Here is a 17249-nt window from a genome sequence, read left to right as displayed (position 1 = left end):
CGGCAGGATCCCCGCGATTCGACCGGCGAGATAGTGGCAGTCTGGACAACGGAGCCGCGCGGCTCGCACATTTATCCGGGGCGGGCGACTCTGGGAGACGCATGAGCGACCCTGCCGACGACGCCCCCGACCCGACCGACGGCGACGAAGTCCCCGACCCGACCGCCGAGGACGCGCCGGCCGCGCGCGACGAGGTCGACGCCGGCACCGACGCCGGCCGCCACGAGTACGACCCGGACGCCGAGCACGCGTTCCCCGACGAGCGGCTCAACGAGGTCCTCGCGCGGGTCGAATCGGACGAGGAGGTCGTCACCTACCTGGAGGCGCAGAACGTCAACCCGGTCGCCCGGAAGGGGTACAACGACCACGGGTCCAAACACGTCGAGATCGTCCGCGACCGCGCGCTCCGGCTGTACGACCTGCTCAAGTCCGGCGGTGTCGAGTTCAACGGCGCCCGCCAGCAGGGGTTAGAGGAGGCCGACGAGCCGGTGATCGTCGCGCTGGCGGCGACGCTCCACGACATCGGCCACGTCGTCCACCGCCACGACCACCCGTACTACTCGATCCCGCTGGCCGCGGACCTGCTGGACGACCTGCTGCCCTCCTTCTACGACGTGGCCGATCAGGTGCGGGTGAAGGCCGAGGTGCTCCACGCGATCCTCTGTCACCACACCGAGGAACAGCCGCTCACGCTGGAGGCGGGTGTCGTCCGGATCGCCGACGGCCTCGACATGGAACGCGGGCGCTCGCGGGTCCCCTACGAGGAGGGCGGCCGCGGGATCAACACCGTCTCCTCGCAGGCGATAGAGCGCGTCTCGCTCCGCGAGGGCGACGAGACGCCCGTTCAGGTCGTGATCCGAATGAACAACGCCGCCGGCGTCTATCAGGTCGACTCGCTGTTGAAGGCGAAGATCGACGGATCGCTGCTCGAAGACCGGATCCGGACCGTCGCGATCAACACCCATAGCGACGGGAACGACGGGAACGGACCCATCGTCGACCGTATCGAGCTCTAATCGGTCGCGGCCGTGCCGGACTGTCTGGACTCAGGGCCCCCGGAGCGTGTCGCCGGCCCCGTCCCGGTGGGACGCCTCGTCAGCGACGGTCGTCGCGGCGACGGTCGTCGTCTGCGCGAGGCGGTCGGGCGTGAGTCCCCCGCACAGTTGGCTCCCCTCCGCGGTTCCGCCGCCAAGGACGGGCGCCGCCTTGAACCCGTTCGAGCGCGCGCCCGTCGCCGCGATCCCCGGTTGATTGACGACGAGGCGGCCAGGGGCGAGCCGCTCCGCGGCGCGCCGGGCGCGGCGCTGCTGGGTGGTGTGGACCGCCGCGGCGTGCCGGGACCCGATCTCGGCGGCGAGCGCGGTCGCGGCGTCGAACCCGCTCCGCCCGTGGACCGCGACCGCGGGGATCCCGGACAGCGTCGCGAGGAGGTCGTCCGCGCCGTCGGGCTCGGCGACGAGGAACGCCGCCTCGCGGGCCGCGCTCGGGAGGTCGAGCGCGGCCGCCAGCCACCCCGGCGAGTTCCCGCGGGGGTCGGTCTCGTCTTTCCCCCTGCCGAGGAGCGCGCGGAGTCGGTCGCGCTCGGCCGCGTCGAGGACGTACCCCCCCTCGTCTTCGAGCGCGGCGCACAGCTGGTCGACCGCCGGCGACACCGTGACGACCGCGGCGTCGCCCGCGGGGTGGGCGCCGAAGTCGTAGGTCGCCCCAACCGCGACCCGCGTCGCCACGGCCTCGGCCGGGACCGATCCGTCCGCGACGGAGACGACGCCGTCGGCACTGGTGGCGACGTTGGGCGTCCCGCAGCGCTGCCCCGCGGCGACCGTCGCCTCGGAGCCGGCCGCGACGACGAAGTCGGCCCGCTCGAACAGCGCGTCGGTCTCGGGCTTCGCCGCCGGCGCGGGCAGCATCGACACCGCGCCGGTCGGCGCGCCCGCGTCGGCGAGCGCGCGGCGGACGGTCTCGACGACGACGTCGCACGTCTCCACGGTCGACGGCGAGGGCGCGAACACGACCGCGTTCCGTGCGGCGAGCCCGTACAGCGAGAGGACCGCGGGGATCACGACCGGGTGCGTCGCGGGGACCGCCGCCCCGACGACGCCGGTCGGCCCGGCGACGGTCACCGTGCCCGCCGCCCCGTCGCGGTCGACCACGCCGGCGGTCGGGGCGTCCCGCACCGTCCGCCGGGCGGCGTCGAGCGCGGTCGCGATCTTCTCGGCCTTCGTTCCCGGGTGCCCCCGCCCGGTCTCGTTGACCGCCGACCGCGCGAGGCGGCTGACCGTCTCCCTGTCGGCCAGCCGCTCGCCGACCGACCGCACGAGCCCGTCGACGTCCTCCGGGGCCCACGCCGCCAGTTCGTCCGCCGCCGTCCGCGCGCTCGCGACGGCCCGCGACGCGCGGCTCGGCAGGTCCGCAGCACTCGTCCCGGACCGGCCGTCCGTCGGTTCGCGGGCGGCGCCCTCCGTCTCGGAGTCGGTGTCCGCGCGGTCGTCGGCCGCGCCCGTCTCGTCCGTCGGCGTCGGCTCTGCGGACTCGGCCGCCCGCTCCGCGTCCGGTCCGGTCGATTCCGCCTCGTCGAGCCCGGTCGACGCGCCCGATTCGTCTCTCCCGCCCGTCGGATCCCCGTCCATGGAGCCGACTGCGTCGGTATCGCCCTTATTCTCACCCCGTGAAACACTGTGTCACCGCGCGCCGAAGCCGTCACCGAAGAAACAGTTATGTCGGTGGGGGCGGTGCGGGGGGACGTATGACGGAGCCGTCGGAACTCGTGGGCGTCGTCGAGCGTCGCCTCGACTTCCTCGAACGGCTCACCGCGGGACCGCTGCGCAAGCACGAGCTCGTGGACGAGCTCGGCCACTCCCGGTCGACGGTGAACCGCGCGATAGACGAGCTGGAGGCCGCGGGGCTCGTCGCCGGCGAGACGGACGGCTACCGGACGACGCTCTCCGGCCGGCTGCTCGCGACCGAGTACCGCGAGTTCCTGACGACCGCCGACGACCTCGCGGCCGCGGGCGACGTCCTCGACCCGCTCGGCGCTGACGTCGACGTCGACCCGGCGGTCCTCCGCGAGGCGGAGACGTACCGCGCCGCGGCCCCGGACCCCTACCGACCCTTAGAGGTGCTCGACGAGGCGCTCGCCGACGCGGACGCGGTCGCCGCCGCGCTGCCCGCGTTCCCCTACCCCCGGCTCGCGGAGCGGCTCCGCCGCGCGGCCGCCGGGGGCGGGACCGTCGACCTGGCGCTGGGGGACCGGGCGTACCGGCACGCGGCCGAGCGCTTCGCGGACGACCTCGGCGCGGTCGCGCGCCGGGACGGCTGCCGGGTCGCCGCGGTCGACACCGTCGACGCGGGGATCGTCGCAGCCGGCGGGACCGCGCTGCTGCTCACCTTCGACGACGACGGCACGCTCCACGGCGCGGCGGCGTCGACCGAACCGGAGGCGGTCGAATGGGCGGAGACCGAGGTGCGCGGGCTGGTCGAGCGCGGACGCGACGCGGGCGGGGCGCTCGCGGCGATGGATCGCTCCGAGACGAAGCGCACGGAGGACGACCGAGCCGAGAGCGACCGAGCCGAGGGCGATCGGACCGGAGGCGACCGAGCCGGGAGCGAAGGGTCCGACGGCTCGGCCGGCGACGGCGGCGCTGACTCGTCCGACCGATCGGGTCGAGACGACGGGGCGAACGGGAGAGGATCGAGCGCCGCGGGCGGGCTCTTCGGGCGGATCGGTTCGGGCGGCGGCGGTCGGAGCGCGCTCTCGGCACAGGGGTTCCACGCGGTCGACGAGGAGCGGCTCTCCGGCGACCCGGACCCGTACGGACCGCTCCAGGCCACGGCGTCGTTCCCGGAGGTCGACGCGGGATACGTCCTCGAAAGGACGACGGTGCGCGACGGCGACCGACGCTCGATCGCCGGGCTGCTCGTCGACGGACTCGCCGAGGGGACGGACCACGCGCTGGTCGGCCCGCCGGGCAGCGGGAAGAGCACCGTCTGCCGAAGCGTCGCGGTCGAGTGGTACCGGTCGGGACGCGGCCCGGTGACGTACCGACCGGGCGACGGCGGCGACCCGTTTTCGGCGACGGAGCGGCTCCGCGAGCGCGTCACCGAGGGCGACGGCCACCACCTCGTCGTCGTCGAGGACGCCGTCGATCCGGGGGCTGCGGAGGCGTTCGGCGTCGCCCGTAAACTGGCCGACCGCGACGACGTGTCCTTCCTATTCGACGCCCGCGAGGAGCCGTACGACGACCCCGACGGACTTCCGCTGTCGCCGGCCGACCTCCGTTACCGCAGGGAGGTGGCGACCGCGCGGATGCCGCGGCTCGACGGGCGCGAGGTGGAGCGGTTCGTCGACCACGTCGCCGACTGTACGGGGTCCGCGCCGGCGGCCGATCCGGCGGCGCTGCTCGACGACGTGCGGCGCGCCGACGACGAGCGCGTCGGCGAACTGCTCGCGCTCGTCCACCGCCTCGTCCGCGCGACCGGCGACGGCGCGAGCGTCGTCGGCGAAGCGAGCGAGAGCGCCGGCGGCGCGTCGGGAACGGAGGCCGACGCGAGCGACCCGCCGGCCGGCCGCGACGACGCAGGCCCTGAGTCCGGACTGGAGGCGGCGGTCGCGGAGGCGGTCCGGGAGGTCCGGAACCGCCCGCCGCCGACCGCGGACGTCGCGGTGCTGGTGAACCTCCTCAACGTCGCCGGCGTGGGCGACGTCCGCACGCTGGCGTACGCGCTCGTCGACGACCCGGACGGGAGCGCAGGATCGGAGACCGGGGCAGCGGGGACCGACGGCGAGGGGGCGGACCGCGACCCGTCGCCGACCGTCGACGGCGTTCGCCGCGCGCTCGACCGCCTCGTCGGGACGGCACTCGTTCGCTCGGGCGACGGGGAGTACCGCGCGGTCCACGACGAGTGGTCGGTGCTGTTCTTGGAGCGGCTCGTCGAACGGGAACCGGCGCCGGTCGTCGCCAGACGCGTGGGGCGGGCCGTCTCGCGGGTGCTCGCGCTCGCGGACGACCCTGCGCGCCGCTCGCGGATCCGCCGCGCAGTCGGCGGGGACGCGCCGACGGTGACCCGGATCGAGCGCGACCCGGGCGCGTGGGCGGCCGAGACTGTCCGGGCGGTGTACGGCGTCGGGCGCCGTTACCCCCGCCTCGCGCCGCTGTACGGGCGCGTGCGCTACGCCTGGATCGACCTCCCGGAGGCGTGCCCGGACGATCTGCGCGACCGCCCGCCGGAGTGGGTGGCGCGGATGTACGTCGAGGCCGGCGATCTCGACGGCGCGACGGCGGCGCTGGACGCGTGGCGGCCGGTCGACGAGGCCGGCGCGGCCGAGCGCCAGCGCGGGTACGGCGACGTGGCGCGGCGGCGCGGCGAGTACGACGCGGCGCGCGAGCGGTACGAGCGGGCCGAGGAGCTGTTCGCGGCCGCGGGCGACCGCGGCGGCCTCGCGGCGGCGGTCCGGGGACGGGCGCAGGCGGCGCACTTCGACGGCGACTACGAGGTCGCCTACGAGGCGGCCTCGCGGGCGTACGCCATCGCCGCGAGGGCGGGCGACCCGATCGCGAAGGCGAAGGCGCTGATGGACGTCGGGAACGCGCTCGACGGGCTCGACGGGACGGACGCCGTCCTCGACCACTACCGGGTCGCCGGCGACCTCTTCCGCGCCTACGACGACACCCACGGCGAGGCGAACGTCCGGGCGAACCTCGCGGTCGCGCTGCGGCGGCGCGGCGACCTCGACGCGGCCGAGCGCACGGCGAGGCGCGCGCTCGACGGCTACCGGACGGTCGGTGACGAACACCGCGAGGCCATCTCGCATTTGAACCTCGCGGCGGTCGCAGAGCAGCGCGGCGCCGTCGGCGAGGCGGTCGCCCACGCGTCCGAGGCGCGGGCCATCGCCGAGCGGGTCGGCTCGGACATGTACGAGGCGTTCGCGCTGAGCCACCTCGGGAGCGCGGCGCACCTCGCCGGCGACCTCGACCGGGCGGAGCGGTTCCTGACGGCCGCGCTCGACCGCCTCGACCGCCTCGGCGCCGACACGCGGTGCGCGATGGTGACCGCGATCCTCGGCGAGGTAGCGGTCGACCGCGGCGACCCGATCGAGGCGGAGCGGCGGATCCAGCGGACCGCGTCGTTGCTCGACGATCACGCCGGGCGGAAGCGCCTCGCCGAACTGGATCGGATCCGGGGACGGTTGGCACTCGCCCGCGGCGACGCCGAGACCGCGGCGACGGCGCTGACGGACGCGGTCGACGCCGCGAGGGCGGGCGGATTCACACAGGTCGAGGCGCAGGCGCTCGCGTCGCTGGGCGCCGCTGCGGCCGAGCGCGGCGACGCCCTCGCGGCGGCCGAGCGGCTGACCGCGGCCCTCGATCTGGGCCGCCGGATCGAGGACGCGTGGGCGACCGCTTCGGCGGCCGACCGGCTCGCCGACCTGCTCTCGGGGAGCGCCGCCGGGTCGAACTCGGTTGACTGCGAGGCCCTGACCGAGGCCCTTCGGGAGGCCCCGCCGGAAGCGGTCCCGGCGGAGTCGGCCGCGGAGCCTGCGGCGTACCGGAAGATCGCGGACCGCTGGCGCGTCGACGGCGACGGCGTCGCCGCGGCGTACCCCGCGCTCGGCTGAGCGACGAGTCGCGAGCGCCCGGGAGCGCCGTGAGCCGCACCGCGACCGGTCGGTGTCGCAATCGCTTTGGGGGCGCGCGGAGAACCGCGGCCATGACCGACGCCGACACGCTCGCGGACCTGCGGACCGCCGCCGACTACCAGTTCGGGGCCGGCGCGGGCGAGGCCCTATTTCCGCCGGACGCCCCGCTCACCGTGCGCCGGTCGAGCGGCGGCCGCCCGCGACAGGTGATCGACGGCGATGTCGACGATACCCCGGCAGCAGCGAGGGCGACCGGCTCGTCTCGTACGGCACCGACGGCCGGTTCACGCTCGGGCTCGCGGGCGGGAAGCGGATCGCCGAGGCGTTCGCCGAGCCGCGACACCGGATGGTCGTCGGCGAGGAGAGCGAGCCGTTCGTGCGCGAGGGGCGCAACGCGTTCGCGAAGTTCGTCACCGCGGCCGACGACGGGATCCGCCCCGGCGACGAGGTCCTCGTCGTGAACGAGGCCGACGCGATATTCGGGGTCGGCCGCGCCGAACTCTCCGGTACGGAGGCCGAAGAACTCGGCTCCGGCGTCGCCGTGAAGACGCGCGACGGAAACTCCGCGGACGACGAATAGCGAATTTTTCTGCGGTGATTTCTCTGCGGTGGCGCGTGCCTGCGAGGCCGCCCCGCGGCCGAGCAGCACCGCGCGAGGGACGCGGCGAACGCGAGCGGCGCAGCCGCGAAGCGTGAGCCGCGAGGCTGGGGAGGTGTGAGGTGCGGTGCTGTGTTGGGCGGGACTCGAAGGGGCAGCCGCGAGGCGACCAGAGGTGACGCAAGCACCGCAGGAGCGAGCGACGCGAGCGACGAGGAGCACAGCGAACGTCTGGCCGCCTCGCGGCTGGGGCTTCGGGGGAGTTCGTGGCGATCAGTGGTTTATAAGCTCCTGTCGAAATCCTCAGCAAATGATATATTTTGGCCTCGTTGCGGTTAGTATAGAGGAAGAGACGAGCGATTTCGGGAGTAGGTGTCGTAGGTCGTGAGTGAGACCATTTATAGAGAGAATAGCGGTGTTGCTGTCGGCTGTTTATAAGTGATCAGCGCTGCTGGGATGACGATCTCCAAAGCCCCAGTCGCGACGGCTCGCGCGCCTTGCTGTGCTCCTCGCTCGGTCGCTGTCGCTCCCTCGCTGCGGTGCTTGCTGCGGCGTGCTTCGCCCTCGCGACTGCCCCTTTGAGTCCCGCCCCGCACAGCCCCGCACAGCACCTCACACCTCCCCAGCCTCGTCGCTGGCGGCTGCCGCCGCCAGCGACTCCCTCGCACCGTCGGTTCGCGGCCCTCCGGGCCGCTCACCGGGGCGCGCCACCGCCTGTCATTTATAAGTGCCCGTCGCTGTCGCTCACGACTATTTAAATACGACATCGCGGACGGCGATCTGCGATATCCACTCCCGCTACCGATCAGGAAGCAGCTCTAATCGACCGGCTGTTTCAGTCGATAATATGTCCGAAGGATAGGATTTCAACAGAGCCGTTTATACACCATATCGTCGTACAGCCTCGCGGCTGGGGCTTCGGTGGTGTTCACCACCGATCACCAGTTTATAAAGAAGAACTCGGACATCCGAACGACTTATAAGATCCCTGCGAGCCCCAACGCCTCGATCAGCGGGACGCCGGCGGCGAGCGAGCCGATCAGGTAGCCGCCGATCGCGCCGCCATTTAAAAGCGGAAGCCCCGCGTGCGGCCGGCCCTGAATCACCCAGCGCATGAGCACGAGCAGCCCCGCGAGCGTCCCGACCATCGCGAGCAGCGCGGGGAGGTTGACGCCGAGCAGCGGGACCGCGAGGTCGGCCGCCGGCGAGAACGTCGCCGCGCTCGCGATCAGCACCGTCGGGATGACGGCGTCGCCGAGGCCGATGAAGAAGGCGTCGCGGTCGCCGGCCTCGGCGGGGTCGGCGGTGTCCTCGCCGTCGGGACTCGCGTCGGCCTCGTCCTCCGAATCGGGGTCGGACGTCGGCTCTTCGCCCACGCCGGACGCCTCCTCACTGGCCGACTCGCCGTCGAGCAGCGAGTACGACAGCGACAGCGGGATCACTAACACGACGGGGATGTTCAGGTCCATCACGCCCTCCGCGAGCGACAGCATGTGTTCGGTGCCGTACACGGAGATCGCGTCGTAGACGGCGAGGACGGCGAGGAGGAGTAGCGCGGGCAGCAGGCCGAACGAGATGCCGAACAGCCCGGCGGCGCCCGCGCCCATCAACACTCCGGCGGTGTCGATCACGTACCACTCGGGGTGGACGAGGAGGCCGACCGCGACCGCGACCGCGGGGACGGCGGCCGCGAGCGGCGAGACGAGCGCGGAGAACACGTACCACGAGAGCCACGCCGAGGTGCCGACGATCAGCAGGCGGATCGCCCAGTCGAAGTCGTACCGGAACGCCGCCAGCATCAGCCCGGTCATCGCGACGATGGCGACGACGTACAGCACGCTGTTGGCGGGGTTCTCGGGGTTCTCGACCGCCTGATAGCCGCTCTCGGCGAACTCGGGGACCAGCGCCAGCGCGCCCACCTGGACGATCAGGAACAGCCCGACGACGAAGGCGACGCCGCGGTACTCGCGGGGAAACATTCGACCGTCGGTTCGTCGGCCGCGGGTTTCGTCCTTGCGCTTCGGCGCCGCACCCCGGGCTGCGCCCCGGTCCCACGCTCCGATGGCCGCCGCTGTCCGGTGACGCGAGACACGTACAGAAAGGGGTTCGGGCTCGGTGTGGGAGCGGGTGGACCCGAACCCAAGCCGACGGACGACGGACGGTGGAAGCGAGTGGCCGGCCGGCCCGCCCGGAACGGGATGGGGCCGACCGGATTCGTCCGCGGCGTTTACCTCCTCCTCCGAGCGACGTAAGAACCTACCGCCCGAGTTATCAGTACAGATACTCGGGGAGAGACGGGAACGCAACTGGACGAAGCGAGGAGGAAGTTAGGCGTCGAGGGAACGAGGGAAAGGGGTGGAAGTGGGAAGGGGAGGCGGGCGAAAGGCGAAGCGGCGGGAGGCGGACGGGCGGCGGCCGGACAGCGGACCCCCAGGCTGTCGTCGGCGACGCCGCCCTGTGGTCGGGACGGGCGCGCGGATCGATTAACGCCGAATCCCAACGAGAAAAGCGTCGGTCTTCGGCAAGAGACGGTATGTTCCTCACGCGTATAAATGTGTGAGATCCGGATCTGTGGGATCCGGACGTGTGCGACCCGGAACGTCCTCGACCTGAAGTCGATCGAAGGGCGCCTGCGGACGCCCTCAGCGGCGGTCGCGGAGTGCGGGGAAGTCTTCCCGGACCGTCGCGACCCGATCGGGGTCAACGGTCGCGGTGACGATGCCCGGTTCGTCCCCGACCGACGCGAGCGCGGTGCCCCACGGGTCGTACACCGCGCTCCGGCCACAGAGCGCGTCGTCGCCGAACCGGCCGCTCCCGTTGATTGCGGCGACGTACGCGAGGTTCTCGATGGCGCGCGCGCGGCCGAGCGTCCGCCAGTGTTCGATCCGCGGGTACGGCCACGCGCTCGGCACCAGCACGCACTCGACGCCCGCGTCGACCATCGCGCGGAACTGCTCCGGGAACCGGAGGTCGTAGCAGGTCGTCACCCCGACCGTGACGCCCCCGAGTTCGACCACGGGCGTTCGCTCGCCGGGCACCATCCGGTCCGTCTCCTCGGAGCCGTAGCCGAACAGGTGGTGCTTCCGGTAGACGAGGCGGCGCTCGCCGTCGGCGTCGAACAGCACCGCGGCGTTGGCGAGCCCCGATTCGGCCGGCACGTCGAGCCCATCGGCGGCCGACGCCGACAGGTCCTCGACGACCGTCCCCGCCAGCACCGCCACGTCCTCCTCGTCGGCCGCGGCCGCGAACCGGGCGAGCCGGTCGCCGGCGATACTCTCCGCGGCGCGGCCGTACGCGTCGAACGCGAAGTAGCCGACATCGAACAGCTCGGGCAGGACGACGAGGTCGGCGCCCTCCTCGGCGGCCGCCCGGACGCGGTCGAGCGCGCGCTCGACGTTCCCCTCGACGTCGCCGCCCTCGACGGCCAGCTGGACGCCGGCAAGCTTCATGCCGGCGAGGCCAGCGAGGCGCGGAGCGCGTCCTCCAAGTTGTCCAGCTCGGCGTCGAAGTTGCGCTTGAAGAAGGACTCGACGCCGGGGAGGTTCCCGTCGACGACGAACTCGTTGGCGAGCCGGCAGCCGCCGTCGTCGGTCTCCGTGATCTCGTGTTCGCCCGTGACGCGGAACGCCCGCGACTTCCCGACGAACTTCACTCGGTTCGGGGGGTCGCGCTCGACCTCCTCCGTCTCCACGTCGATCGTCGAGCGGATCATCGGTATCGGGAGCGCGACGTGCCAGGTCGCGTTCCGGTCGTCGTGAACCTCGAAGGAGTCCACCACGCTGATGGCGCCCGCGCGCTGCTCCGCGTCCGAGATGAACGCCCACACGTCGGCCGGCGGCGCGTCGAACTCGAACGTCCGGGAGACTCGAACGGTCATACGATCCCGTTTGGGGCGACGGGGGTTAAAAATGCGCGTCGACGGAGTCGGGTTCGGGGAACGCGTCGACGGATCCGTGGAACGCGGCGAGCGCGTCGGGACGCGACCGCGACCCTCCCCTCTCAGCCGTCCGGCGTCACGCGCCAGGTGGTCGACTTGGCGCGGCCCCACTTCTCGATGTCGACGTCGTCCGACTTCTCGGCGAGCCGCGGGAGCCGCGACCCCACCTGCTTCGCGGTGAGCCCGATCGCGTCGGCGATCGTCTTCGAGCGAACGTACCGCTCGCCACGGGTGACGCTGTCCGTGAGGTACGCGAGGATCCGCTGTTCCTCCTCGGTGTACTCGCTCATTACCGGACATACGCGTCTGACGTTCTTAACGGTTTCTCGTCTCTTCGACCGGTCGGCCGTCTCGCGGCGCGGATCGGTCGCTCAGTCGAACAGCTGGACCGCGCCGACGGCGAGCGTCGCGAAGACGAACGCGCCCGCGAACCCCCACGCCTTCCCGAGCTGTCCCGGGTACGCTAGCATCACCACGGCGCCGACGACCGCGATGGCGCCGAGCGCGAGCGCGACGCCGACCTCCTTGTCCGATTCGATGGAACCCTCGCTCATACGAACCGCTTCGCGGGGGACCACTTAGTTCATGCGAACCGCGCGACACGGGCCGGGGAGGGACCCCCGCGACAGCCGGGGCGGACCCCCGCGACGACCGGGGCGCGGGCGACGCGTCGCGATCAGATTATCTCGACGTGGTCCGACGCCTCGTTGAGCGCGAGGTTCGCCGCGATCTCCGCGTTCCGCATGGCGTACTCCGCGGTGTGCTGGAGGCTGACGAGCACCTCGCGGGTCATCAGCAGCGTCTCGTTGTCCAGGTCGTCCGGCAGCTCGGCGAGGATCTCCTGTTCGCGGTCCTCCAGCCGCGAGAACAGGTCGCGGCACTCGACGGTGAGGTCGTAGTCGCGCTCGACGACCGCCCGGACCGCGAGCGCGGTCAGCTCGTCCACCTGGTCGGTGAACTCGCGGATCTGCCGCATCGTCGCGCTGTCGACGTCGAGGGTGTGGCCCTCGGCCTCCATCACGATCTCGGCGATGTCCTCCGCGTTGTCCGCGGTGAGTTCGAGGTTCTTCGCGACGGAGCGGTAGCCGATCAGGGGGAACCCCTCTTCGAGGCCGACGGCGCGCGCGAGGTTCGGGTTCTGGTAGGCGGTGAAGATGAGCCGGAGCAGGAGGACGAAGATCTTGTTCGCCTGCCGCTCGCGGTTGAGCGCGCGCTGCGCGAGGTCCGGGTTGCCGTGCGCGAGCGCCTTCACGCCCTCGCCCCGCATCGTCGAGCCGGTGTTCTCCAAGCGTTCGAGCAGGTTGTCGAGGGTGAAGTCCTCGGGGTCGACCGAGCAGCGGATCGAGATGTCCTCCGGGGTCTCCTCGATGACGCCGAGCCCCATCAGCTGGGTCTCCGCCTTGTACACCGCGTTGATGTGCTCGCTGTCGAGCGTCCCCTCGCTGCGGACGTGGATCACGCGCCGCCCCAGCACGTACTGCGCGACGATCGCGCGTTCGAGCGAGCGCGCGTCGAGCCCGTCCGCGTTGATGACGGCCTCCGACTCCTCGGTGCTCACCGACTCGGGGAGCACCGTGAGCGTCCCCTTGCCGCCCATCCGCAGCGACACCTCGTCGCCCTTGTTCACGCCGTGTTCCTGTGCCCACTCGGCCGGGAGGGTCATCGCCAGCGTCGACGGCCCCAACCGCTGGACCTTCCGCGTTTCCATACGCGACCGTATCGCGGGATACACCTTAACCTTGTTCCCATGTTCATTATATGCTTCATCGAATATACAAGGGATGACGGTTGCGAGGGGGTCACACCCCGACACCGAGTTGCCCCCACGCCGGTCCCCGTGTCCCAGCCCGTGTCGTGCCGAGCGATCCGCGCGCTTATATCGATCTGGCGGAGAGAACGAGTATGACCGAGCGGGTGCTCGTCGTCGACGACTCCTCCTTCCAGCGGACCGTCGTCCGGGACGCGCTGGCGGACCGGTTCGAGGTCGTCGACGAGGCGGAGAACGGCGCAGAGGCGGTCGATCTCTTCGAGGCGTACGAGCCGGACGCGGTGTCAATGGACGTCGTGATGCCGGAGATGACCGGGATCGAGGCGACCGCCGAGATCAAGGACCGCTGGCCCGACGCGGTGATCGTGATGTGTACGAGCGTCGACCAGCAGGAGAAGATGATGGAGGCGGTGAAGGCGGGCGCCGACGGGTACGTGACCAAGCCCGTCGACGCCGACGAGCTGGTCGGCGAGTTCGAGAGCCATCTCGGGTGAGCAGCCCTTTTAAATGACGTCCAGTGGTCAGGCGTGATCGAACGACCGGAGGATCGCGGCGAGCGCGCTCGCCAGCTCCTCGAACCGGTCCATCTCCATCGAGTCGGTCGTCACCCACACGCCGTGGTCGTTGGCGATGACGCGCGTGAGGTAGCCGTTCTCGAAGACGCGGACCGTGAACCGGTAGTCGCCGAGCTGGGTGTCCGCGTACATCGACTGCGCGTGGAACCCCTGCCGCTCGTTCTCGGCGAACCCGACCAAGTCGGCGGTCCGGCTCAGGTCGCTGCGGAGGTACAGCTGCTCGACGTCCGCCTCCGTGAAGTACGTGAGGCTCCGCAGCTCGTCGCCCGTCGCCGTGCGGGCCGCGCTCAGTAGTTCGTCGGCGCGTTCGTCCGGTGGGTGAGACATACGACCACGATCAATGCTCACATACATGAGCGTGTGGGTGGCCGCAGCGTCGGCCGGCGACCGGGAGGGACAGAGTTTACCGACTCCCCCGTGATCGCTCGCCTGATGAGCGACCACGACGACGTCTGCGTCCTGTTGCCGACGATGAACGAGGCCGAGACGGTCGCACGCGTCGTCACGGACTTCCGCGACGCCGGCTTCGAGGAGGTCCTGGTGATCGACGGCGGCTCGACCGACGAGACGCGGTCGATCGCCCGCGAGGCCGGCGCGCGCGTCGTCGAGCAGTCGGGCCGCGGGAAGGGGCAGGCGGTCAGAGAAGCCGTCCGGGACCACGTCGCGGCCCCGTACGTGTTGATGGCCGACGCCGACGCCACCTACGACGCCGACGACGCCGCGGCGATGCTCGACCCCCTCTTCGAGGGCGAGGCCGACCACGTCATCGGCAACCGGTTCGCGGACATGCGCCCGGGCGCGATGACCCGGCTCAACCGGATCGGGAACCGCCTGATCAACCTTGCGTTCCGGGCGATCCACCGCGAGGGCTACCGCGACATCCTCTCGGGGTACCGCGCGTTCACCCGCGAGTCGTTCCTGCGGCTCCACCTCACCGCGGACGGGTTCGGGATCGAGACCGAGATGGCCGTCGAGTGCGTCAAGAACCGCGTCTCGGTCGCCGTGGTCCCGGTCACGTATCGGGAGCGACCCGGCGGCTCCGCGACGAACCTCCACCCGATCCGGGACGGCGGCGTGATCTTCCTGGAGCTGTACCGGAAGGCGAAGACGAACAACCCGCTGTTCTACTTCGGGAGCGCCGGCGCGGCGGCGACCGCGGCGGGGCTCGGGATGGGGGCGTTCGTGCTGTACCGGTACCTCGCGTTCGGTATCAGCCACAATGTCATCGCCGTCGGCGCGGTCGGCGCGACGATCCTCGGGATCCAGCTGCTCGTGTTCGGGTTCCTCGCGGACATGATACACTCCCTCCATCGCGAACAGATCGCGCGGTACGAGCGGGTGATCGGTGGTGAAGCAGCCGAGGGGCCGTCGGTCGCCGACGGCGACGGTCCGGCGGTTGAGGCCGATGGGAGCACCGAGGCGAACCGTCCGCGGTCGGCTTCTGGTTCCGAGCTCGCCGACGACGCCGGCCGGGACGGTCGCGGCGACTGAGGAACGCTCCCGCGACGGGTCGGGAACGGCCGGCACCGCACCGTTGTCTCCGGAAACTCTCCGGGAAGCGTCGGCTACTTGCGCGCGCGAGGCGAGAGCAGTCAATCGAATTAAATCTCACTCCTCCACCCGCGTCAAACTCTCCGATACGCGATGAAATATGCGGCGGTGGTCCGGTTTTCCCTTCGAATCAGCCAATTATCAAAACAGATGTAAGATGATCGTCCCCGACAACTGTTCCGAAGTCTGAAGTTTTTTATACATCCACTCGTAGTACATGGTATGCCACGGCGAAGCATTAAGGACCGTGAAGATCCCCGGCAGGTTAACCGGCGGCAATGGCTCGCTGCGCTCGGCCTCACGGGCGCTGTCACACTCGCGGGCTGTTCGGGCAACGGCGGCGACGGCGGTGACGGTGGCGACGGCACCGACAGTGACGGTAGTGACGGGGGTGACGGCTCCGACACGAACACCCAACAGGACGTGTACTCGACGGCGACCTCCGCCTCGTTCAGCACGCTCAACCCGATATACAACACCGAGAACGGCGCCGGCGACGCGATCGCTCGGACGCTCGACCTAGGGTACACCTTCGACGAGAACAACGAGTACGTCCCGCTCCTCTACGACATGTCCACCGAGGACGGCGAGGTGTGGACGTTCGAGATCCGCGAAGGGCTGGAGTTCAGCGACCCGTACGGGGAGGTGACCGCGAGCGACTTCGTCTACCTGATTCAGGAGATCCACCAGAGCAGTTGGGCGAACTCGGCCGCGACCACGAGCTGGCAGGGCGTTACCGTCGAGGAGACCGGCGAGTACGAGTTCCAGGCGACGCTGGCGAACCCGTCGCTCCTCTGGCCCGAGAGCTTCGACCCGCTCCTGTATCCGATCCCGCAGGAGCTCCTCGAACCGTACGTCGAAGAGGAAGACAGAGAGGGCCTTCAGGAGGACGAGGAGCTCCTCGAGCTTCAGTTCGCCGGGAACCTCGGTCCGTACGTGCTCGACGAGTGGGAGCGGGACGCCGGGACCCGGTACAGCCGGAACGAGGACTACTACCTCCAGGACGCCGACGACCTCCCGGACGTGTTCGACGACGCGCCGTACTTCGAGGAGTCGGAGATCCGAGTGATCCAAGAGGAGGCGTCCAGGCTCGGCGCCCTGGAGACGGGCGAGGTCGATTCGGCCGCGATTCCGCCGGAGCAGGTCGAGTCGTACCAGAACAACGACGAGATCTACGTCAACCAGGTCCCGCAGCCCTACAACGAGAAGATCTCGATCAACATGCGAGACAACGGGTGGAACACCGGCCCGGGGAACATGTTCCGGCACACCCCGTTCCGGCAGGCCATGGCGGCCGCGATCGACAAAGAGAGGCTAATCCAGGGCGTGTTCCGTGACTTCGCGGAGACGCACTTCACGTGGCAGCCGCGGTTCAGCGAGTTCTACCCGCCGGAAGACGACATTCCGAAGTTCGGCGTCGGCGACAGCTACGGGAGCGAAGTGGCTCGCGGACTGGCGGAAGAGGCGTTCGAGGAGTCGGAGTACGACTACAGCTTCGACGGCGAGACGATGGTCAACCCGGACGGGGACCAAATTCAGCTCGACATCTACCACAGCGCGGGCCAAGACACGGAACAGCTGATGGCCGAGTTCATCGCACAGGAGCTCGGCGAGAACCTCGGAATCGAGGTGAGCGTCGAGGCCATCGACGGCACCCGGTTCAACAACGAGTACTGGACCACGAGCGAATTCCCCACGCCGGAGCGGAACGACGAGGGCGAGATCACCGAGGTGCCGGAGGAACTCGTCGACACCGTGAACGGCGAGGAGGTCGAGTGGACGGCGCCCAGCGCCACCAACCCCGGTCCGCGCAACGTCACGAGCAACCAGGCGTGGGACATGTCGGTCGTGTTCGGACTGAACACGTACCCGCGGAACCCGCTCACCAACAGCGCCTTCTTCGACGGAGCGACGGCGTTCTACAATCCGGTCGGCTACTACCCCGGGTTCGACGCGCAGTCGCTGTTCGACCAAGCACAAGAGGCAACCTCACAGGAGGAGCTGGCGGACGCGCTCGTCGAGCTGTTCGCCAACCTCGCTGAGGAGCAGCCGTACATCATGCTCGCGTTCCCCGACAGCACGATCGGCTACCGCGAGGGACTCGAAGGGCCGATCGAGAACTTCTCGAACGGCTGGAACTTTGCGGCGTGGAGATACGAGTAGGACGACTCGTCTTCACCACACGG

Annotated in this window: 13 protein-coding genes and 1 pseudogene; 6 read left to right on the top strand and 8 right to left on the bottom strand. The window is 70.7% G+C overall.

Annotated elements, in window-relative coordinates:
- The first annotated feature begins 101 nt into the window (after positions 1-101).
- A complete protein-coding gene (locus tag J7656_RS12250; RefSeq protein ID WP_017342625.1) occupies positions 102-1016 on the top strand; it encodes an HD domain-containing protein in 915 nt (304 codons plus the stop codon).
- Positions 1017-1046: 30 nt separating this feature from the next.
- Here J7656_RS12250 and J7656_RS12245 read toward each other — a convergent pair whose 3' ends face one another.
- Entirely contained in the window at positions 1047-2627 is a 1581-nt protein-coding gene (locus tag J7656_RS12245) for an aldehyde dehydrogenase family protein (RefSeq protein WP_211553429.1), read from the bottom strand.
- A 116-nt stretch (positions 2628-2743) separates the two neighbouring features.
- Between J7656_RS12245 and J7656_RS12240 the strand changes: the two genes are divergently transcribed.
- Both J7656_RS12240 and J7656_RS12235 read left to right on the top strand, forming a co-directional pair.
- The gene (locus J7656_RS12240; RefSeq protein WP_211553427.1) at positions 2744-6613 is read left to right on the top strand and encodes a tetratricopeptide repeat protein; all 3870 of its coding nucleotides are present in this window, start codon (positions 2744-2746) and stop codon (positions 6611-6613) included.
- Between the two features lie 92 nt (positions 6614-6705).
- Positions 6706-7214 (top strand): annotated as a pseudogene (locus J7656_RS12235) (PUA domain-containing protein).
- Positions 7215-8209: 995 nt separating this feature from the next.
- Here the strand turns inward: J7656_RS12235 and J7656_RS12230 are convergent.
- The 6 genes from J7656_RS12230 to J7656_RS12205 form a co-directional block, all read right to left on the bottom strand.
- Positions 8210-9211, bottom strand: coding sequence for a presenilin family intramembrane aspartyl protease PSH (locus tag J7656_RS12230; protein ID WP_017342628.1), 1002 nt, complete (start codon positions 9209-9211; stop codon positions 8210-8212).
- A 663-nt stretch (positions 9212-9874) separates the two neighbouring features.
- Positions 9875-10681, bottom strand: a complete 807-nt coding sequence (locus J7656_RS12225; RefSeq protein ID WP_017342629.1) for a carbon-nitrogen family hydrolase — start codon at positions 10679-10681, stop codon at positions 9875-9877.
- Positions 10678-11109: an SRPBCC family protein gene (locus tag J7656_RS12220; protein WP_017342630.1), complete on the bottom strand. Its 432-nt coding sequence runs from the start codon at positions 11107-11109 to the stop codon at positions 10678-10680. The genes J7656_RS12225 and J7656_RS12220 overlap by 4 nt, the downstream gene beginning before the upstream one ends.
- A gap of 122 nt (positions 11110-11231) precedes the next feature.
- A complete protein-coding gene (locus J7656_RS12215) occupies positions 11232-11459 on the bottom strand; it encodes a DUF7123 family protein (RefSeq protein ID WP_004598402.1) in 228 nt (75 codons plus the stop codon).
- Between the two features lie 81 nt (positions 11460-11540).
- A complete protein-coding gene (locus tag J7656_RS12210) occupies positions 11541-11723 on the bottom strand; it encodes a DUF7525 family protein (protein ID WP_004598401.1) in 183 nt (60 codons plus the stop codon).
- A 122-nt stretch (positions 11724-11845) separates the two neighbouring features.
- A complete protein-coding gene (locus J7656_RS12205; RefSeq protein ID WP_004598400.1) occupies positions 11846-12877 on the bottom strand; it encodes a phosphate signaling complex PhoU family protein in 1032 nt (343 codons plus the stop codon).
- A 194-nt stretch (positions 12878-13071) separates the two neighbouring features.
- Between J7656_RS12205 and J7656_RS12200 the strand changes: the two genes are divergently transcribed.
- Positions 13072-13431 (top strand): response regulator, encoded by a 360-nt coding sequence (locus J7656_RS12200; protein ID WP_017342632.1) that lies wholly within the window; start codon positions 13072-13074, stop codon positions 13429-13431.
- 27 nt (positions 13432-13458) lie between these two features.
- Here J7656_RS12200 and J7656_RS12195 read toward each other — a convergent pair whose 3' ends face one another.
- Entirely contained in the window at positions 13459-13839 is a 381-nt protein-coding gene (locus J7656_RS12195; RefSeq protein ID WP_017342633.1) for a DUF7522 family protein, read from the bottom strand.
- Positions 13840-13944: 105 nt separating this feature from the next.
- On the opposite strand from J7656_RS12195, the gene aglJ reads away from it, so the two are divergent.
- A complete protein-coding gene (gene aglJ / locus J7656_RS12190; protein WP_017342634.1) occupies positions 13945-15003 on the top strand; it encodes an S-layer glycoprotein N-glycosyltransferase AglJ in 1059 nt (352 codons plus the stop codon).
- 282 nt (positions 15004-15285) lie between these two features.
- Positions 15286-17226 carry an ABC transporter substrate-binding protein gene (locus J7656_RS12185; RefSeq protein ID WP_017342635.1) on the top strand — a complete coding sequence of 647 codons (1941 nt, stop codon included), beginning with the start codon at positions 15286-15288 and terminating at the stop codon, positions 17224-17226.
- Positions 17227-17249: the final 23 nt, after the last annotated feature.

The organism is Halorubrum ruber (assembly GCF_018228765.1).
In the GTDB taxonomy this organism is placed as follows: domain Archaea; phylum Halobacteriota; class Halobacteria; order Halobacteriales; family Haloferacaceae; genus Halorubrum; species Halorubrum ruber.
This window is presented reverse-complemented; position numbering and strand designations above follow the sequence as displayed.